At 55.3% G+C, this 17,642-nt stretch carries 16 protein-coding genes; 5 read left to right on the top strand and 11 right to left on the bottom strand.

Translation table 11 applies throughout. From position 1 onward, the window contains the following. Window positions 1-35: 35 nt before the first annotated feature. Window positions 36-1,010, bottom strand: coding sequence for a glycosyltransferase family 2 protein (locus NIG5292_RS09615; RefSeq protein ID WP_048599323.1), 975 nt, complete (start codon window positions 1,008-1,010; stop codon window positions 36-38). Beyond that, window positions 1,010-2,923, bottom strand: a complete 1,914-nt coding sequence (locus tag NIG5292_RS09610; RefSeq protein WP_048599322.1) for a thioesterase domain-containing protein — start codon at window positions 2,921-2,923, stop codon at window positions 1,010-1,012. Before NIG5292_RS09610 ends, NIG5292_RS09615 begins: the two co-directional genes overlap by 1 nt. A 156-nt stretch (window positions 2,924-3,079) precedes the next feature. On the opposite strand from NIG5292_RS09610, the gene NIG5292_RS09605 reads away from it, so the two are divergent. Further along, window positions 3,080-3,937: a fumarylacetoacetate hydrolase family protein gene (locus tag NIG5292_RS09605; RefSeq protein ID WP_048599321.1), complete on the top strand. Its 858-nt coding sequence runs from the start codon at window positions 3,080-3,082 to the stop codon at window positions 3,935-3,937. Window positions 3,938-4,038: 101 nt separating this feature from the next. On the opposite strand, the gene NIG5292_RS09600 is transcribed toward NIG5292_RS09605, so the two are convergent. From NIG5292_RS09600 to NIG5292_RS09580, 5 genes are all read right to left on the bottom strand, one after another. Further along, the gene (locus NIG5292_RS09600; protein ID WP_048599368.1) at window positions 4,039-5,001 is read right to left on the bottom strand and encodes an ABC transporter substrate-binding protein; all 963 of its coding nucleotides are present in this window, start codon (window positions 4,999-5,001) and stop codon (window positions 4,039-4,041) included. Window positions 5,002-5,110: 109 nt separating this feature from the next. Beyond that, on the bottom strand, window positions 5,111-5,686 hold the full coding sequence (locus NIG5292_RS09595; protein ID WP_048599320.1) for a hypothetical protein: 576 nt from the start codon (window positions 5,684-5,686) through the stop codon (window positions 5,111-5,113). A gap of 204 nt (window positions 5,687-5,890) precedes the next feature. Continuing rightward, window positions 5,891-8,080 carry an NADP-dependent isocitrate dehydrogenase gene (locus tag NIG5292_RS09590; protein WP_048599319.1) on the bottom strand — a complete coding sequence of 730 codons (2,190 nt, stop codon included), beginning with the start codon at window positions 8,078-8,080 and terminating at the stop codon, window positions 5,891-5,893. A gap of 156 nt (window positions 8,081-8,236) precedes the next feature. Then, window positions 8,237-8,863, bottom strand: a complete 627-nt coding sequence (locus tag NIG5292_RS09585) for a nucleoside triphosphate hydrolase (RefSeq protein WP_074842139.1) — start codon at window positions 8,861-8,863, stop codon at window positions 8,237-8,239. Between the two features lie 71 nt (window positions 8,864-8,934). Further along, window positions 8,935-9,861: an aldo/keto reductase gene (locus NIG5292_RS09580; protein WP_048599318.1), complete on the bottom strand. Its 927-nt coding sequence runs from the start codon at window positions 9,859-9,861 to the stop codon at window positions 8,935-8,937. A 166-nt stretch (window positions 9,862-10,027) separates the two neighbouring features. Here NIG5292_RS09580 and NIG5292_RS09575 point away from each other — a divergent pair, with 166 nt between their 5' ends. Continuing rightward, a complete protein-coding gene (locus tag NIG5292_RS09575; RefSeq protein ID WP_048599317.1) occupies window positions 10,028-11,188 on the top strand; it encodes a DUF4147 domain-containing protein in 1,161 nt (386 codons plus the stop codon). A 28-nt stretch (window positions 11,189-11,216) separates the two neighbouring features. Here the strand turns inward: NIG5292_RS09575 and NIG5292_RS09570 are convergent, their stop codons facing one another. Continuing rightward, a complete protein-coding gene (locus NIG5292_RS09570) occupies window positions 11,217-11,957 on the bottom strand; it encodes an alpha/beta fold hydrolase (RefSeq protein ID WP_048599316.1) in 741 nt (246 codons plus the stop codon). A gap of 16 nt (window positions 11,958-11,973) precedes the next feature. Between NIG5292_RS09570 and NIG5292_RS09565 the strand changes: the two genes are divergently transcribed. Next, window positions 11,974-12,345 (top strand): hypothetical protein, encoded by a 372-nt coding sequence (locus NIG5292_RS09565; RefSeq protein ID WP_048599315.1) that lies wholly within the window; start codon window positions 11,974-11,976, stop codon window positions 12,343-12,345. Between the two features lie 25 nt (window positions 12,346-12,370). Here the strand turns inward: NIG5292_RS09565 and glyA are convergent, their stop codons facing one another. Next, window positions 12,371-13,666, bottom strand: coding sequence for a serine hydroxymethyltransferase (gene glyA / locus NIG5292_RS09560; protein WP_048599314.1), 1,296 nt, complete (start codon window positions 13,664-13,666; stop codon window positions 12,371-12,373). A gap of 198 nt (window positions 13,667-13,864) precedes the next feature. Here glyA and NIG5292_RS09555 point away from each other — a divergent pair, with 198 nt between their 5' ends. Continuing rightward, window positions 13,865-14,632 (top strand): NAD kinase, encoded by a 768-nt coding sequence (locus tag NIG5292_RS09555; RefSeq protein WP_048599313.1) that lies wholly within the window; start codon window positions 13,865-13,867, stop codon window positions 14,630-14,632. Next, on the top strand, window positions 14,629-15,192 hold the full coding sequence (locus tag NIG5292_RS09550) for a hypothetical protein (protein WP_048599312.1): 564 nt from the start codon (window positions 14,629-14,631) through the stop codon (window positions 15,190-15,192). The genes NIG5292_RS09555 and NIG5292_RS09550 overlap by 4 nt, the downstream gene beginning before the upstream one ends. Before the next feature lie 8 nt (window positions 15,193-15,200). Here NIG5292_RS09550 and NIG5292_RS09545 read toward each other — a convergent pair whose 3' ends face one another. Continuing rightward, a complete protein-coding gene (locus NIG5292_RS09545) occupies window positions 15,201-15,674 on the bottom strand; it encodes a CIA30 family protein (RefSeq protein ID WP_048599311.1) in 474 nt (157 codons plus the stop codon). Between the two features lie 54 nt (window positions 15,675-15,728). Further along, window positions 15,729-17,618: a propionyl-CoA synthetase gene (locus tag NIG5292_RS09540; protein ID WP_048599310.1), complete on the bottom strand. Its 1,890-nt coding sequence runs from the start codon at window positions 17,616-17,618 to the stop codon at window positions 15,729-15,731. Window positions 17,619-17,642 lie beyond the last annotated feature (24 nt).

The raw sequence follows: 17,642 nt of genomic DNA, 5'->3' as shown, positions 1-17,642 counted from the left end.
ATTTGTCCTTGGTGTATTCCTATAGTGCGGTGGGGTTATTTCCGACCAATTGCGTTTTGAACGCTGACACCAAAAAATGCCACAAAACCTACGAACTCACAAAGCGCGCGCCCGAGGTTTTGCTTTAGGCGGTGCGAAAAGCCACCCGATCCTTTGACTGCGCCTAACAATTGCATGACTGCCCGACCAAACGCCAAAAGGGCGAGGCCCCAAATGATCCGGTAGGCGTCTATTTCTGATTTGCTCTTGTTGGTTGGAATGATGTCGATGAGGAATTGGTAATGCACAATGCAGTCGCGCCATTTGTTCGCGAGCATCGCACGCACTGTTGCTTGGCCGTCGCGTATCAAATGGTATGAAAGCGCTTGGGGAACTGTTCCGCATTTAAGCTTTAGGGCACGTTCGAAGCGTCTGAAAAATTCTAATTCTTCTTTGCCTGTCCCGTTGAACTGAGTGTCAAACCGCATGCCGAGGCCTGCTGATTTGGAAAATACAGAGCGTCTCAAGGCATAATTGTCCATGGTGAGTACTGCCCTGCGTTCACCCAAACCTTCGCGGCCCACATCGGGCGGGCTCATCCACGGGGATCGCCTGCCTTCAAATTCGTGCTGAACCCACCCCACTAATGCGTCACAATTCGGCAGTATTTCCTCAGCTTTCTCAAATGCAATGACCCAATCTTCACAAACGGCTTGGTCATCGTTCACGCCAAGAAATAGCTTTGCGCCAAGGACGTCGGCTTCAGCCAATAGCCGGTTCCGCGCAGATGCAACGCCCTCAACCGGTTCTGCAATAACCATAACGGGAAACGTAAAATTCGCAGCCTCAACTGTTTGTGCCAACGTAATGTCACGCTGATTTTGAACTATGATGAGGCAGAGATCATGATGCATTGGCATCGTCAGTTTTGCTAAACTGCTCAGCAAGCGCTTAAGCTTGGGACTGGCTTGCTTTGTCATCACGCCAATCACGATGAGGGGGCGTTCGCGGTTTGTGTCAGGGACCTGCATTAGGACGCTCCATACGTCTTTAATGCTGCTGTGATACTTGTTTCCATCAGTGCCCCCAATTTCTCTACGTGGGGTTTACGCAGAATGCCAAGGTGTGTTCCCGGGATGTCATGAACATCCAACCCCTTTGTGCTGCGCCTCTGCCATCCGAAGTTCGGATCATCAATTTTGACACGCTGCGGGATATCCCATTTGGCCTCATCAAGTGCGCGAAAAAGGGTCAGTTGGCCATCAAAGACCTTGGGTGAGTACCCTTCTTTTGCGAGCCTAAGAACCATCTCTACGTCTATTTTGCTGGACAAACGCTTTGACGGCTCTTGGCCCTTTTCAAGTATCCGGCAATATCGAAGATGCCGACGCCTTCCCTCGACGACCCGAATATCCTCGGCATCATCCCGACGTTTTGCCTCATAATCGATCGTATCAATAAGGCCGACAAAAATTACCTCATGTCCCATTTCTTGCAATCGCTGTGCAAGTTCGAATGCAAAAATTCCGCCGTCGCAAAAGCCACCCACCAAGAACGGTCCGCCGGGCCAGACATCTAGAATACGCTCAATGTAGTGCGATACGATGTCATCTATGCGGGTTTGCAATATCGGCACGTCCTTTTTGCTGAGCGGACGTAAGGCGTAGACTGGACGCTCGGGTGCCAGATGACGTGATAGCGACAGATATGCCGATGGTGGGTTCATACCAGCGAGCACGAGGAAAAGTGGAACACTGTCCCCACCTTTCTTGATGGGCACAAGCGCCTCTTTGATTTGTGGGTCTTCTTGTGGCGCCGGATGCATTGGTTCGTAGGTGCGACGATCCTCAATCAAAGCGGCAAGTGCTTGCACCGTGGGTTGGTGAAAAAGCTCTGCTGGCGTGGTTTTGATGGCAAATGTTTCCTCAATAGCGAGCAGCAGCTTTAGGGATGAAAGGGAGTCTCCACCCAAAGCAAAGAAGTCATCGGTCGTGCTGATGTTCACCTTTTCGAACAGCTCCTCGAAGATGGACATCAGCTGCTTTTCAGTTTTGGTTGCTGGTTTGACATGAGAGCGGGCAAGTCGCCTTTGCGCCATCACGTTGTCGATTTCCAACTCACCAGCAAGGGTTTTGCGGCTGATTTTGCCCATCTGATTTAACGGGATGTTCTCAACAATCTTTATGTATTCGGGCATTTTATAGTCAGCCACACGAGCGCTGACGTATGCCCGAAGCTTGTCTTCAGTCTCCGTATGGTCATGCGCCAAGACAACCAATGCGCCGATGCGCTCGCCGTAAAGTTCATCGGGTACGCCAAAGACTACGGCCTGTGCTACGGCTTGATGGGTGAGAAACGCGTTTTCAATTTCCTTGGGGTATACTTTTTTGCCGCCGCGGTTGATCCGGTCATCAACACGCCCCGTGACATAAAGAAACCCATCACCGTCAAGGTATCCAAGGTCACGGGTATGATACCAATCGCCTACAATGGATGGGTTGCCTTTTTGGGCCTCGGTCTCAAGCCGTGGGTGTACGAGGCCACCAGTTGCCACGATCTCTCCTTCAACATTTACAGATACTTGCTTGCCGTCTTCGCCCATTATCTGAACGTCCCAAGGGGGCACAACTTTGCCCACTGCATTGGATGGTATGTCGGCAGGTGGAAGGGGGCAGAATGCCAGCATAGGAGAGACTTCCCCCATGCCGTACCATTGGCGAAGCGGGGCTTGAAAAGCGCTTTCAACGGCCTCGATTGTTTCTCGGTTTATGGCGTCTGAACCGCAAAACAGTGCGCGAATAGAACAGCCGTCAGGTGACCATCCAGTTTCGGCAATCCGTTTCAGCAGCAACAAGTAAATACTCGGAACAGCCGTCATAAACGTGGGTCTTACGGCATCAAGCTGATCTAACGCGCGCATTGCAATGCGCGACCGCGACAGCATTACGGTTCAGTCTCGCGCGCTGTTGAAGTTTCTGGCGCCAAGCGTGGAGTGGTAGGACGGGGTCCACTTGCCGTCTTGTCTCCGCGACGCGCTATTGATTAACTTTGCCGTAGGCGGGGCATTCATACTGCCAAATCTTATTCAAAGGAGAGCGCAATGAAGCTTGTAAGATACGGTGCCGAAGGTGCGGAAAAGCCAGGAATGCTGGACGCAACTGGCCACGTACGCGACCTGTCTGGTTTGATTGATGATGTGGGGGGAAATGCACTTTTGCCCGACAGCATCACACGGTTGGCTGGGATCGATCCGGCAAGCCTGCCGCTTGTTACGGGGACGCCACAAGAGAACCTGCGCCTTGGGGCCTGTGTCGGCGGAATTGGGAAGTTCATCTGTATTGGTTTGAACTACGCGGATCATGCTGCCGAAGCGGGCATGGATATCCCTGCCGAGCCGATAATTTTCAGCAAATGGACCTCTGCTGTTTGTGGCCCCAACGATCCAATTCAGGTGCCGCGTGGCAGTACCAAAACTGATTGGGAAGTTGAGCTGGGCGTCGTGATCGGACAGGGTGGCAGCTACATTGATGAAGCCAACGCGATGGACCATGTTGCAGGCTTTTGTGTTGTCAACGACGTGTCTGAGCGTGATTTCCAACTGAACCGGTCGGGCACATGGGACAAGGGAAAGGGTTGTGACACGTTCGGCCCCACGGGTCCTTGGCTTGTGACGCCTGATGAAATCTCAAACGTGAATGATCTGTCTATGTGGCTTGATGTGGATGGGGTGCGGATGCAGTCGGGCTCAACATCGACGCTGATTTTCAAAGTCCCGCATCTTATTTCGTATTGTAGTCAGTTCATGAGCCTTCAGCCCGGGGACGTCATCTCAACAGGCACACCACCCGGTGTTGGCATGGGGCAAAACCCACCGCGCTTTTTGCATGGGGGCGAGACTGTCAGCTTGGGGATTGAGGGCTTGGGTCAGCAAACAAACGTGGTGCTACCGTCCGCTTAGTAGAACGCGGCGCCAGTGTTGTTGTTCCGCGAGGCATTTCTTGTGCAGGTCAAAAATTCAGGCGCCACAATATCCTGCGGCGCCTGAGTTACTTTGTGAATTTACTTGAAGATCGCGCCAAGCTTTGTGGCTGCACCTTCGTTGATCCATGACTTCCATGTGTCTTGGTTGGTTGTCAGGAAGTGCACTGTTGCTTCTTCTGCAGATGCTTTGTTGTCTTTCTGCCATGCCAACAGATTGCTCAGCTCTTGTGTGCCGAACGAGATGTTGCTGACCAACTCAAATACATCTGGGTTACGCTCGGCAAAGTCCGATGTGACAACTGTCAAAACAGGCGCTGCAGGGTAGGCCGAGATTTGCGGTGCAGCGCAATCTTGGGTCTGGTTACACGCGTGGATTTCGGCGTCGTATGGTCCCATGTCGACGGCAACCATGTTGTAACGGCCAAGTACCGCAGTTGGTCCCCAGTAGTAGCCGAACCATGGCTCTTGGTTCTCATAGGCTGCAGCCATCGTTGCGGCCAGCGTTTCACCGGAACCGTGGTTGAAGACTTCCATGCCTTTGCCGTCAAAATCGAACGCTTTGACAAGGTTGTCATTCGCAATGCGGCAACCCCAGCCGTCTGGGCAGTTGTGGAAGCGACCGCCAACAAGATCGGGGTTAGCAAGAACGCCCTCGATTGTTGCAAGCTCTGGGTGCGCTGCGACAAGGTAGTCAGGCACCCACCAGTTTTCGCTGCCGCCTTCGGCAAATACGTCTGATGCTTTGACCAGCTTGCCCTCGGCTTCGAGGTCAAAATACGCAGGTGCAGAGTTCACCCAAAGCTCTGGCACGATGTCAGGCTCGTTGTTTTCTGCAAGTGATGTGATCGCAGTCGTGGTTGCGGATGGGACAACAGTGACGTCACATCCGTATCCTTGGACCATCAGGAATTCGGTGATGCGCGTGATGATCTGGCCAGAGGCCCAGTTCATTTCAGCAATGGAGACTTCGCCGCAATCGGCCATAGCGGCCGTAGGCAGGCCAAGTCCTACGAATGCTGTCGCAAGCAGTGTTTTTTTCATGTCTTTGTTCCCGTTGTTAAGCGCCAGACTTTTTTGCAAGTATCTGGTCTGTGAATGCGGAGAACTATGACACTGTTTTTTACACACGCAAGATTCGGTTTTCACACCGTCAAACTTTATTTGACCAAATACGGTACCACCGCGAGACGAAAATCAGGGCCATGAGCAAGGCAAATAGCCCCGTGACATCCCCAATAAGATAGCCCCCCGCCAAGGTCAGCCATGCCACATCAAGCTGGCCGCCATAGATAAAGGCGTGCCCCAACCCGTTGCCGATTGACGCAAGTGCGCCAGCAATCAAGATCAGTTGCCAATGAGAGCGCAGCTCACTCTCGCTGTGACGTGTCCATGTGCGGAACACCAGACAAACGGCGAAAAAGCTAGCGGCGATTGAGACAACAGCAGAGAAAACATCTTGCTCACTGCCCAGCATAAACGATTGATATGCCCACGTAATTATGTGGCCGGGTAGAAGGTAGAACAACGCCTTCCACCCGAAAAGATAGATGGACAACAGCCGGACACCATGGGGCAAAAACAAAAGGCTGATGTTCATTGGCAACCAATGAAAATACGTACCTTGGACGGGCATAACGAACAAAAAGGTCACGGCAAACAATGTGACATAGGCAAGGGTAACAACGAACACGGCCTCAATTTCAGCCTTTAGACTGACACTGCGCATGACATCTCTCCTATCGCGTTTTGGCCCGATAGAGGTTTGGGAGGCGTGATGTCAAATTAAAACTGAACGTACTGACGTAAGTGTCGCAGTTACAAAGACAGTGGTGTGCACGGAAAGTTGGGGGTGGGGCACATGCTGGATAGGCGTAAAAAAACGCGCGCCCCAATACGGAGCGCGCGGTTCTGCATACTTAAACCAGTCGTATTAGCCGATGATGCTGTTCAGGGTTGCTGAAGCGCGCATGACCGTTGCTGTTTTGACAGGGTCCGTGTGGAAGTAACCACCAAGGTCCGCAGGGCTTCCTTGGGCCGCTGCGATTTCTGCAACGATCTGTGCTTCGTTCTCACGCAGGGCTTCTGCAATTGGTGCGAAATGTGCCGCAAGATCCGCGTCGGCGTCTTGTGCGGCTAGTGCCTCGGCCCAGTAGCGGGCAAACCAGTAGTGGCTGTCACGGTTATCCGGCTCACCTACTTTGCGCGACGGTGAGCGGTCGTTATCCAAGATGCCTTGGGTGGCTGCATCAACGGCTTGACCCAAAACACGAGCCTTTTCGTTGCCCTTTGCATCCGCTAGGAACTGCAGGCTTTCACCCAATGCGCAGAATTCCCCAAGGCTATCCCAACGCAGGTGGTTTTGCTCCATCAGCTGTTGAACGTGCTTGGGTGCAGAGCCGCCCGCTCCTGTTTCAAACAGGCCGCCACCGTTCATCAGTTTCACGATCGACAGCATTTTGGCCGAGGTCGCCAATTCAAGGATCGGGAACAAGTCTGTCAGGTAGTCGCGCAGGACGTTGCCGGTGATGGCGATGCTGTTGCGACCCGCGGTGATGGTCTCGAGCGATGCGCGTGTTGCTTCGCGTGGGGCCATGATTTTGAACGTGTCGCTGAGGCCGCGGGCCTCAAGGATTGGCTTCACATAAGCGATCAGCTCAGCGTCATGGGCGCGGTTTTCGTCCAGCCAGAAAATCGCCTCACAGCCTTCGGCTTTTTGACGGTCGATGGCCAAGTTCACCCAGTCCTCGATCGGCGATTGGCGCGCAGATGCAGAACGCCAGATGTCACCTGCTTCAACCGCGTGGCTGTGCAACACAGTGCCGTCGGCCAGTACCATCTTTACGGTGCCTGCTTCAGGGATTTCAAAAGTGGTGGGGTGTGAGCCGTATTCTTCGGCTTTTTGAGCCATCAGGCCAATGTTTTGCACTGTGCCGGCCGTTGCTGGGTTCAGCTTTCCATTGGCCTTAAAGAACTTGATCGTCTCGTCGTAAACTGGCGCATATGAGTTATCGGGGATCACACAGTTTGCGTCGCTTTCAGCCCCATCAGGACCCCAACCTTTGCCGCCGGCGCGGATTAAGGCGGGCATGGATGCATCGATGATGACATCAGAAGGCACGTGTAAGTTCGTGATACCTTTGTCGGAATCGACCATATACATCGGGGGACGGTCAGCCATGCACGCATCAATGTCAGCCATGATAGCAGGCTGGTCTTTGACGCGGGCCAACAAGTCACCCAAGCCAGAGTTCGGGTTCACGCCAAGCTCGGCCATTGCAGACCCGTGCTTTTCAAAGACCGGCGCCAAGAACGCCTTCACCGCGTGACCAAAGATGATCGGGTCAGACACCTTCATCATCGTTGCTTTCATGTGCAGCGAGAACAATGTGCCTTCGGATTTTGTCTTTGCGATCTCATCCGCAAGAAACGCATCAAGCGCGCGCGCACTCATGAAGGTCGCGTCAACTACGGTGCCTTTAGGAAAGGACAGGCCGTCTTTCAGAACCGTATCACCAGACGCAGTTTCAAGCACAATCTTCACATCCGCATCAGCGCTAAGGGTTGTTGAAACTTCGTTTGAGAAGAAGTCACCACCGCTCATCGCAGAGACGCGCGTTTTGCTGTCTGCGGTCCACTCGCCCATCCGGTGGGGGTTGTTTTGGGCGAATGCTTTAACCGCTTTGGCCGCACGACGATCAGAGTTGCCTTCGCGCAGAACAGGGTTCACCGCAGACCCTTTGATCCCGTCATATTTTGCGCGGACCGCAATTTCTTCGGGCGTGGTTGGTGTCTCTGGATAATCGGGCAGGGCATAGCCTTGGGATTGCAACTCTTTCACTGCCGCGACCAGTTGTGGCACAGATGCCGAGATGTTGGGCAGCTTGATTACGTTGGCATCGGGGGTTTTCACCAAACGGCCAAGTTCAGCCAAATCGTCTGACTGGCGTTGCTCTTCGCTAAGGTGCTCTGGGAACGTTGCCAAAATACGACCTGCGAGGCTGATGTCCTTTGTGCCGACAGATACGCCTGCGGCCTTTGCAAATTTCTGGATGATCGGCAGGAAAGATGCGGACGCAAGTTCGGGCGCTTCGTCCACTTTTGTGTAGATAATGTCTGACATGAGAAACCTCGCGAGTGTGATTTGTCATTTCCTTAGCGGATGAATCTGCGCGCGTCGACAGTATGCCGTTGTATACGGTCAAAATAATCCTGTGTTTTGACAAGTTTTTACGAAATTAAGCCCTAATCCTGCGCAAGGGCGCTCCGTATGAGCGTGCTAGTTCAGCATCAGATCGCTTGGTGCACTATTTTGCAGAACCATTCTGGCGTTCCTCAAGTCGTTGCCCTGCACTTTGGCGCGGGCCTCATCGGGGGCGATGCCATAATCCGCCCACCGCTCCATCAGCCGCTGTTCAAGTACGTCCATCTGGGCTGAAATCGCCACGCTTAGGGTCCAGAACTGCCGCAATTGGTCCCAAGGTGCAGCGTTCAGCATCAGATAATTGCCCTCAACAATCACAAACTCGGCATGCTTCGGGATCAGTTGAGCCCCAGCAACGGCGAGATCGCGGGACCGATCAAAAACTGGTGCGTAAACTGTTCCTGTGCCGTTCGCGATCCGCGAAACAAGATGCACAAACCCATCTGCATCGAACGTCTCAGGGGCTCCTTTGCGCGCCAAATTACCCGATCTTTCAAGCACCGCGTTGTCTAAATGAAATCCATCCATCGGCACCAAAGTCGCCGTTTTTTCCATAGCAGTCAGCGATGCAACTACAGCCTCCGCAACGGTCGATTTTCCCGAAGCAGGAGGGCCTGAGATCGCGATAATCTTTCGAGAGCCGATCAGCCCAGTTGCCCGCCTAGTTACGATTTCAGCGAAATAATCTGCGGTTTTGTCCACTGTTTGATCTGCCTAGTTCCTGCATTTCACATCAGCGGTTTAGCGCGTGCAATAGTTGTTGAGAAGGCAGTCTAAGCTTCTTCAAGCCTGTCTGTTGCTGGCGCTGGTGTGGGCGACAGGGCGGCGATGCGGGCGTAGTCTTTGTCGCTTAGGGAAATCTTCAGTGCGGCCAATGAAGGGGCCAGTTGTTCGGCGTTTCGGGCGCTGATAATCGGTGCTGTGACGCCGCTGTGACGCGCGGCCCATGCCACGGCCAGACTGGCTGGTGCATGCCCCATTTCTTCTGCAAGAGCCGCAAGATCAGCTGCGGTTTGATACATCCATTCTTGACCGTAGCGGGCAGCATAACGCTCGTCTGTTGAAAGCCTCCCTTGCGCGCCCGTGCTGTATTTGCCGGTCAAAAGGCCACCGCCTAGGGGGGAATAGGGCACAATGGCAATCCCCTCGGCCTGTGCCATGGGAAGGATTTCAACCTCGGCTTGGCGTTTCACCAATGAATACATCGGCTGAAACATATCAATTTTGGTGCCCAGTTTCTGTGCGACAGCTTGCGCTTTCATGACTTGCCAAGCGGCAAAGTTGGACACGCCGATGTGGCGGATTTTGCCGTCGGCCTGCAGGGTTGCAAGCGCCTCAAATGTTTCCTCAAGGGGGGTGTTGTCGTCCCAACGGTGCAGATACAGCGCGTCGACCATGTCCATGCCAAGGCGCTGGCGGCTGATGTCGAAGGTAGTGAAAATGTTGCTGGCGGTGCTGCCGCCCGTATATCCGGCCTTGGTTGCAATGTATAAATCATCGCGCTCGCTGGCGGCAAAGGCCCCCAAAAACTCCTCTGAGACGCCGCCCGTATAAAGGTGCGCCGTGTCGAAAAAATTGATCCCTGCGGTGCGGCACGCATCATACATCGCGCGGCTGTTGGCCTCATCGGCGGTGCCACCAAATTGCATGCAGCCAAAACAAAGCGGCGAAATGGGCGTGGCATTTTGTGTGCTAAGCATGGGCGTTATCTCCGATTTGGGCCTGTGGTATGGTTTGGCGCTGTGGGACCAAAGGTCAACATATCTTTGTATGTTGGGATTGCGTTTCCGGCGCAGGTCCCGCCGATCAAGCATATATTCTACGATGCGAATTGCGCGCGCTTTACACGCTCGCTAAGCTTTGCAAATGAACAGTTTTGATAGCTCAAACACAAGCGATGCACTGCGCCACCTTTTTGAAGCAGGCGTAGATGCAGTGAAGGGTGAACCCGCGGTTGCGCGTGCTTTTGCGCAGCGTTTTACCCAGGCGCCAGACCGTATTCTTGCCGTGGGCAAGGCCGCTTATGCGATGTATATGGGCCTGCCTGAGAATGTGCGCGCCGCCACGCCTGCTTTGATTATTACCAAAGATGGCCACGCCGACGGTGCGCCTGATCTGCGGCATGTTGAGATACGCGAAGCCTCGCATCCGATGCCCTGCGCGCGGTCAATCGCTGCGGGGGAAGCGGCTTTGGCTTTCGTCCAAGACTGCGCCCCTGATAGCCGTTTGTTGATGCTGGTCTCCGGCGGCGCGTCCGCGTTGGTTGAGGCGTTGCCAAGTGGGATGAGTTTGGAAAGCCTGATGGAGCGGACGAAAATTGCGCTCTCAAACGGCAGCACCATCGGCCAAATCAACGCAGAACGCATTGCCCATTCGCGTATCAAAGGCGGTAAACTTTTGGCGGCATTTGCCGGACGGCGGGCGGACGTGCTGGCCATTTCAGATGTGCAAGGTGACGGGATCGATGTGATTGGTTCTGGCATTGGTGCTTATGGCGGCGGCACGCTGCGTTATAGCTGCCATATCGTTGGCTCAAACGCGGTGGCGCGGGATGCCGCTGCGGCACAGGCCACGACTTTAGGGATGCACGTGCACCACAATGCGGAAACGCTTTATGGTGATATCAATGAGGTTGCGGGCGATATTTTGGCGACTGTGGATGGCGGTGCGGCCCCCGAGGGGGTTTACATTTTTGGCGGCGAGCCCACGGTCCAACTGCCCGATAACCCGGGCGAGGGCGGGCGGAACCAAGGCCTTGCGCTTGAACTTGCGCGCCGCATTTCAGGACGCAGTGACCTGAGTATTCTGGTCGCGGGCACTGATGGTTCGGACGGGGTAAGTGCTGGTGCCGGCGCGATTGTGGATGGTCACAGTTTTCGCGCAGCTGATGGCGCGGATGAGGCGATCCGCTTGGCCAACTCGGGCGCGTTTTTCCGCACCACTGGTGATCAATTGGTCACGGGTCCCACGGGGACAAATGTGATGGACCTTGTGATTGTGCACCGCAAAACTGCGGATGCAGGCTAGGGCGCGTTAGGGCGCGATACCCCTCCCTTCAGTCCATGAAATATCGGACGGTTGCCTCAAATTCGCGTGGCTTTTCGGCGTGTAACCAATGCCCTGCTTCCGGTAGTTTGGCAAATTTTGCGTCTGGAAAAAGCTCTTTGATGGCGGGGCGATGGGCTGGCGTGACATAGTCACTATTGGCACCGCTTAAGAACAATGTGGGTCCGGTGAACGTAGCTTCTATGTGTGGAAAGCCGATGATCTTTTCCATTTCGTTCGCAAGCGTATCAAGGTTCAGCAGCCATTTCTTAGCCTTTATATCAACGCTTTGCGCAAGAAACGCAGCAACGGCTTTGTCATCGATCGGGATATCCAGCGCCGAGCGGCTATCCACGTTTAAATCAGTGGCCCGTGCGGCGTTCAGCACGTCCATTTGTGTGTGCGTGTATGTCACGGGCGCGATGTCGGCGACCAAAAGGCGGTTCACTAGGGCGGGATGCTGCAAGGCCATGACCATCGCGGCTTTACCGCCCATAGAGTGGCCGACCACGTCGCCCTTGCCACCAAACGCGGTAATCACTTCGGCCAAATCAGCGGCCATTTCTGGATAGCTGTGTGTTGCTGTGTGCGCACTTGCACCGTGGTTGCGCTGATCAATCACAACAACGCGGCGGCTGTCTGACAGACGCTTGGCAATGACGTTCCAGTTGCGCGCAGAGCCGAACAAGCCGTGCCCGATGAAAAGCGTTGGAAGGGCGGTTTCGTCGCCGTATACGAGGTGGTGTAACATAGTATTCGGATACCCCATGACCCCTCAAGATATCCAGCACAAAGCAGATGAAGTCGCGTCCTTACTGCGCGAGAAACTGTCTGTACGTGGCAAAACCCTAAGCGATCAGCTTGCACGCAGCGGCGCGGTACTGCCCCGCCGTGTCCGCGCAAAAGGGCGGTTGCTGGCCCACGCGGCGACGGTGGCAGAGCACCCGCAACTGGCAAAACAGATCGATCCCGCCGCAGTCGCGCGCGCGCATTCCGAGGTGTGCCTTTATCTAAACGAAATAAACCCACGCGACCGGCGCGTGGGTTTTGTTCTTGGTATCTTGGGGCGCGTAGCGTTTGCGCTTTTGATCACCGGTGCTGCCTTTGTGGGGCTGCTGGTGTGGCGCGGCTATGTTTAGGTTGGCTCCGCGCCACGGGCATTGATCACAGGTTTGGGTAAATCGGGAACTGTGCGCAAAGTGCTTCAACTTTTGCCGCAACTGCTTTTTCCACGTCCCCGTTTTCGTCTGGTCCGTTTGCTGCAAGACCGTTTACGACCTCAACAATCAGGTCACCTACTTGGCGGAATTCAACTTCGGTAAAGCCGCGCGTTGTGCCTGCAGGTGTGCCCAAACGCAGGCCAGATGTGACCATCGGCTTTTCTGGGTCAAACGGAATGCCGTTTTTGTTGCAAGTGATATGCGCGCGCTCAAGCGCCTCTTCTGTTGTGTTGCCTTTCACGCCTTTTGGACGCAGATCGACCAGCATCAGGTGCGTGTCGGTGCCACCCGTAACAATGTCCAACCCACCTTTGATGAGTTGATCTGCCAACGCTTGGGCGTTCTTGATCACTTGGGATTGGTAGCTTTGGAACTCGGGGCGCAGAGCCTCGCCAAATGCCACAGCTTTACCGGCGATGACGTGCATCAACGGGCCGCCTTGGATGCCAGGGAAAATCGCAGAGTTGAACTTCTTGGCCAAAGCTTCGTCGTTGGTCAGGATCATGCCGCCGCGTGGGCCGCGCAATGTTTTGTGTGTGGTCGTTGTGGCCGCGTGCGCATGTGGGAACGGCGAGGGGTACAGACCCGTCGCAACCAGACCTGCAAAGTGAGCCATGTCCACCAATAGATACGCACCGACGCTGTCTGCAATTTCGCGCATGCGGGCAAAATCAATGACCCGCGGAATGGCAGAGCCGCCAGCGATGATCATGTCGGGGTTATGCTCGGTCGCAAGGCGTTGGACCTCATCGTAATCCAGCAGATTGTCTTCTTTGCGCACACCGTACTGAACGGCGTTGAACCACTTGCCTGATTGGTTCGGGCGCGCGCCGTGGGTCAAGTGACCACCCGCGTCCAGCGACATCCCCAAAATAGTCGCACCCGGTGCAAGCAACGCCTGAAACACACCTTGGTTCGCCTGTGAGCCTGAGTTGGGCTGAACGTTTGCAAAACCGCAGCCGAACAGCTCTTTGGCGCGCTCAATTGCCAAGTCTTCTGCCACGTCCACGTGCTGGCATCCACCGTAGTAGCGGCGGCCCGAATAGCCTTCGGCGTATTTGTTGGTCATCACGCCGCCTTGGGCTTCCATCACCGCTGCAGACACAATGTTTTCAGAGGCGATCAGCTCGATCTCGTTACGCTGGCGGCCAAGTTCGGCCTGCATCGCAGCATAGAGAGCCGGATCGCGTGTCTCGAGGGTTTCTGTGAAAAATCCATCATCACGGTGTGGGGCGTTCATGGCAGCATCCTTTTGAGTTAAGCACCGCGCACGGGCGGTTTGGCGCTAAGTTAGCGCATGTTTCCTATCGGAAAAAGGCCCGTTTCCGTCATAATGGTGATGAAAGCGGTGACGAAAGGTCGCCATAGGCGGCTTGCGTTTCACATCGGCACAGGCGATGTCTTTACGCAACGTCCATGAGCCTAAAGGAAAACTCCCATGGGGCAGCTTCCCAAAATCGCCTTTGCGGCAAGCGATACGCAGACCGCCCAGAGCGCGTTGGAGGTGTTAAGCGCGCGGTATGGCAATGCGGATCTTGGACAGGCCGAAGTGATTGTGGCCTTGGGCGGTGACGGGTTTATGCTGCAAACTTTGCACGCAACCCAGCACCTCGATACACCTGTTTACGGCATGAACCGCGGCACTGTTGGCTTTTTGATGAACGAATATCACGCGGATGATCTGCCGTTTCGGCTTGCTGCGGCTGAAGAAGAGGTCATCAACCCGCTGTCGATGATTGCAAAAACCGTTGATGACACGGTCCACGAGGCATTGGCGATCAACGAAGTATCTCTGCTGCGCGCAGGTCCGCAAGCGGCCAAACTTCGGATTTATGTGGACGACAAACTGCGCATGAAAGAACTGGTGTGTGACGGTGCGCTTGTCTCGACGCCTGCGGGCTCAACGGCGTACAACTACTCGGCCCACGGTCCGATTTTGCCAATCGGTTCGGATGTTTTGGCCCTCACGGCGATGGCGGCGTTCCGGCCCCGGCGCTGGCGCGGGGCGCTTTTGCCAAAGACTGCCAAGGTCCGCTTTGAGGTGGTCAACCCTGCCAAGCGCCCCGTGATGGCCGATGCAGACAGCCGCAGTGTGAACAATGTGGCCAGCGTGGAAATCCACTCGGACCCTTCGATTGCGCACCGCATTTTGTTTGACCCCGGGCATGGGTTGGAAGAACGGCTCATTCAGGAACAATTCGTATGATCCACCCGCTGCGCCGCGCGGCTGTTGTTGCTGGTTTGATGTTTGCATCTGCATTGCTCACAGCGTGTAGTTTGCGCGTTGGCCCGCAAGACCGAATTGGCTTTCAAGAGCTGCTGAAGCGCACTGCTGCAACTCCGTTTGAGTGTGCAAACTACGACCTGGAGACCGATAGCTGCGAGATGATTTCAACGTACCAAGCGCGCATTGACGGCACGGTTCAGGCGCGCTCAACCTTTATTCTTGATGCGGATCTTGGGGCGGTGATGACGGTCACGGACACCCTTCGGCCTGAGGGCGCGCGGCTGTGCACGGACGGTAAAAGCACCACCGCAAAAGTCACGGGCGATCAGTTGACCGCGCAGGATAACGCAAATTTGGCTGAGTTATTTTTGCAAACGGCCCGCACATTTGGCCCAAGCTGCATTGCATTTTTTGAACGGGGCGGGGTGCTGGTTGGCCTGTCTGAAACACCAGACGGAACAATTCTGCGCGGCCAACCTGCGTTCGTCCTTAGTTATTTTGCAGAACCCAAACCGCTGCGTGGTCCATCCGCGCGATAGCCGCTGCGCTACCTCCAGCCGATCTGTGCCACGCTGACGTCAGCCGTATAATCGCGGCCATAGGCGATGATGCCGATGGCGCGGATATTTTGGGTATTGAGCGGCACATCAAAGCCGCGTCCCGCAGGGGCAAAATCGGCCAAAGGCAACGTGATATCACGCCATTCATTTGTGGTCTGAAATTCCGCGCGGTAACTGTGCCATGGACGTTTGGCATCTGTTGTACGCAGGTTGGCAAAATAGGACGCACCATTGCCCCGCACCCGCAGGGTCAGCACTTGCGCTTCGGGCGGCAACGGCGGCATATCACGGCGGATTTGAATGAACCCGCCATTATTTTCTGTGCTCACGTCACCGCTCAGGCGAACATAATCAACGTCCCCCTCGCGGCCCCGCGTCATGGTGCCCTCAGAGACACCGCCCATCACCCCGTCGGTGACAAAGCGCCATAAATCCAAGCTCGAAAAGTCATTAATTACCATACCCTTAAAGTGGGCACTTGGCGTCAGATGTCCAGTGCAGCCTTGCGCAACCGCTTAGCTTTTCGCGTAGCCAAGGGTCTGAAGTGCGGCCCTAATTTCATCAAGGATCGCCGGATCATCAATGGTCGCGGGCTCTTTATAGGGCGCGCTGTCGGCAATTTTGGCCATGACGCCGCGCAGGATTTTGCCCGATCGTGTCTTGGGCAACCGGTCAACAACCACCGCCAGTTTAAACGCCGCAACAGGCCCGATTTGGCCGCGCACATCTGCGATCACGTCGGCGACAATTTCGCTTGGGTCACGGTCCACGCCCGCGTTCAGGCACAAAAAGCCCAATGGCAACTGACCTTTTAGCGCGTCGTTCACGCCGATCACGGCGCATTCGGCAACGTCTTTGTGGGCGGCTAAGACTTCTTCCATCGCGCCTGTGCTTAGGCGGTGACCTGCCACGTTAATCACGTCATCCGTGCGCGCCATGATGTAGACATAGCCGTCCTCATCAATCATGCCCGCATCGCCTGTCTCGTAATATCCCGGAAAGGCCTCAAGATAGCTGCTTTTGAACCTGTCTTCGGCGTTCCAAAGGGTTGGCAGGCATCCAGGCGGCAGGGGCAGTTTGATTGTGATCGCGCCCAACTCGCCCGCAGGCAGCGGGTGGCCGCCGTCATCAAGAATTTGCACGTCATAGCCGGGCATCGGCACTGTGGGGGAACCGATTTTGACAGGTAGCGGCTCAATGCCCATCGGGTTGCCCGCAATGGCGTAACCGGTCTCGGTTTGCCACCAGTGGTCGATCACCGGCAGGCCAGTCATATTGCCCAGCCATTTGATCGTGTCGGGGTCTGCGCGCTCACCTGCTAAGAAGATCGATTTCAGATGGGGCAGGTCGTAATTGGCAAACAGCTTACCTTCTGGGTCCTCGCGTTTTACGGCACGGAACGCGGTCGGAGCGGTAAAGAACACTTTGACTTTGTGCTCTGACATCACGCGCCAGAACGTGCCCGCATCAGGGGTACCAACTGGCTTGCCTTCAAACACGATGGTGGTGTTGCCGTGGATCAACGGCGCGTAGCAAATATAGCTGTGCCCCACGACCCAACCCACGTCAGAAGCGGCCCAAAACACATCACCGGGTTCAACGTCATAGACGTTTTTCATGGTCCAGTTCATTGCCACCAAATGCCCGCCTGTGTGGCGCACAACGCCCTTGGGCGCGCCGGTCGTGCCACTGGTATACAGGATATAGGCGGGGTGGTTGCCTTCAACGGGAAGACACGCGGCAGGCTGAGTGCCTTGTTGAAACGCGTGCCAATCCAGATCACGTGGCCCCAGATCACAGCTCAGCTGCTCGCGCTGCAAAATCACGCAGGTCTCGGGCTTGTGGGTGGCGCTGTCGATGGCCGTATCAAGCAATGGCTTATAAGCGATTGTCTTGCTGCCTTCGATACCACAAGACGCAGCTACGATGCATTTGGGCTGGGCGTCATCAATGCGTACGGCCAATTCGTGGGCCGCAAAACCGCCAAACACAACCGAGTGGATCGCCCCGATGCGTCCGCACGCCAACATCGCCACAATCGCTTCGGCAACCATGGGCATGTAAATCAAAACGCGGTCGCCTTTGCCCACGCCTTGGGCCGCCAAGCCGCCTGCAAAACCGGCAACTTCGTCGCGCAATTGGGAATACGTCAAAGTACGCTGACTGCCTGTGACGGGGCTGTCGTAAATGATTGCCGGCTGATCGCCGCGCCCTGCGTCCACGTGGCGGTCAACGGCATTGTAACACGTGTTCACCAAACCGTCGCTGAACCACTCATACATCGGCGCGTTTTCGGCAAACAGCGCTTTGGTTGGGGCGCGGTCCCACGCGATCTGTTGGGCAGCGCCCATCCAGAATGCTTCGGGGTCGTTGCGCCACGCGGCGTAAGTGTTGGCATAGCTCATCGGTCAGGGTCCTCTCAGATGCAC

This window comes from Nereida ignava, from assembly GCF_001049735.1.
Lineage (GTDB): Bacteria > Pseudomonadota > Alphaproteobacteria > Rhodobacterales > Rhodobacteraceae > Nereida > Nereida ignava.
This window is presented reverse-complemented; position numbering and strand designations above follow the sequence as displayed.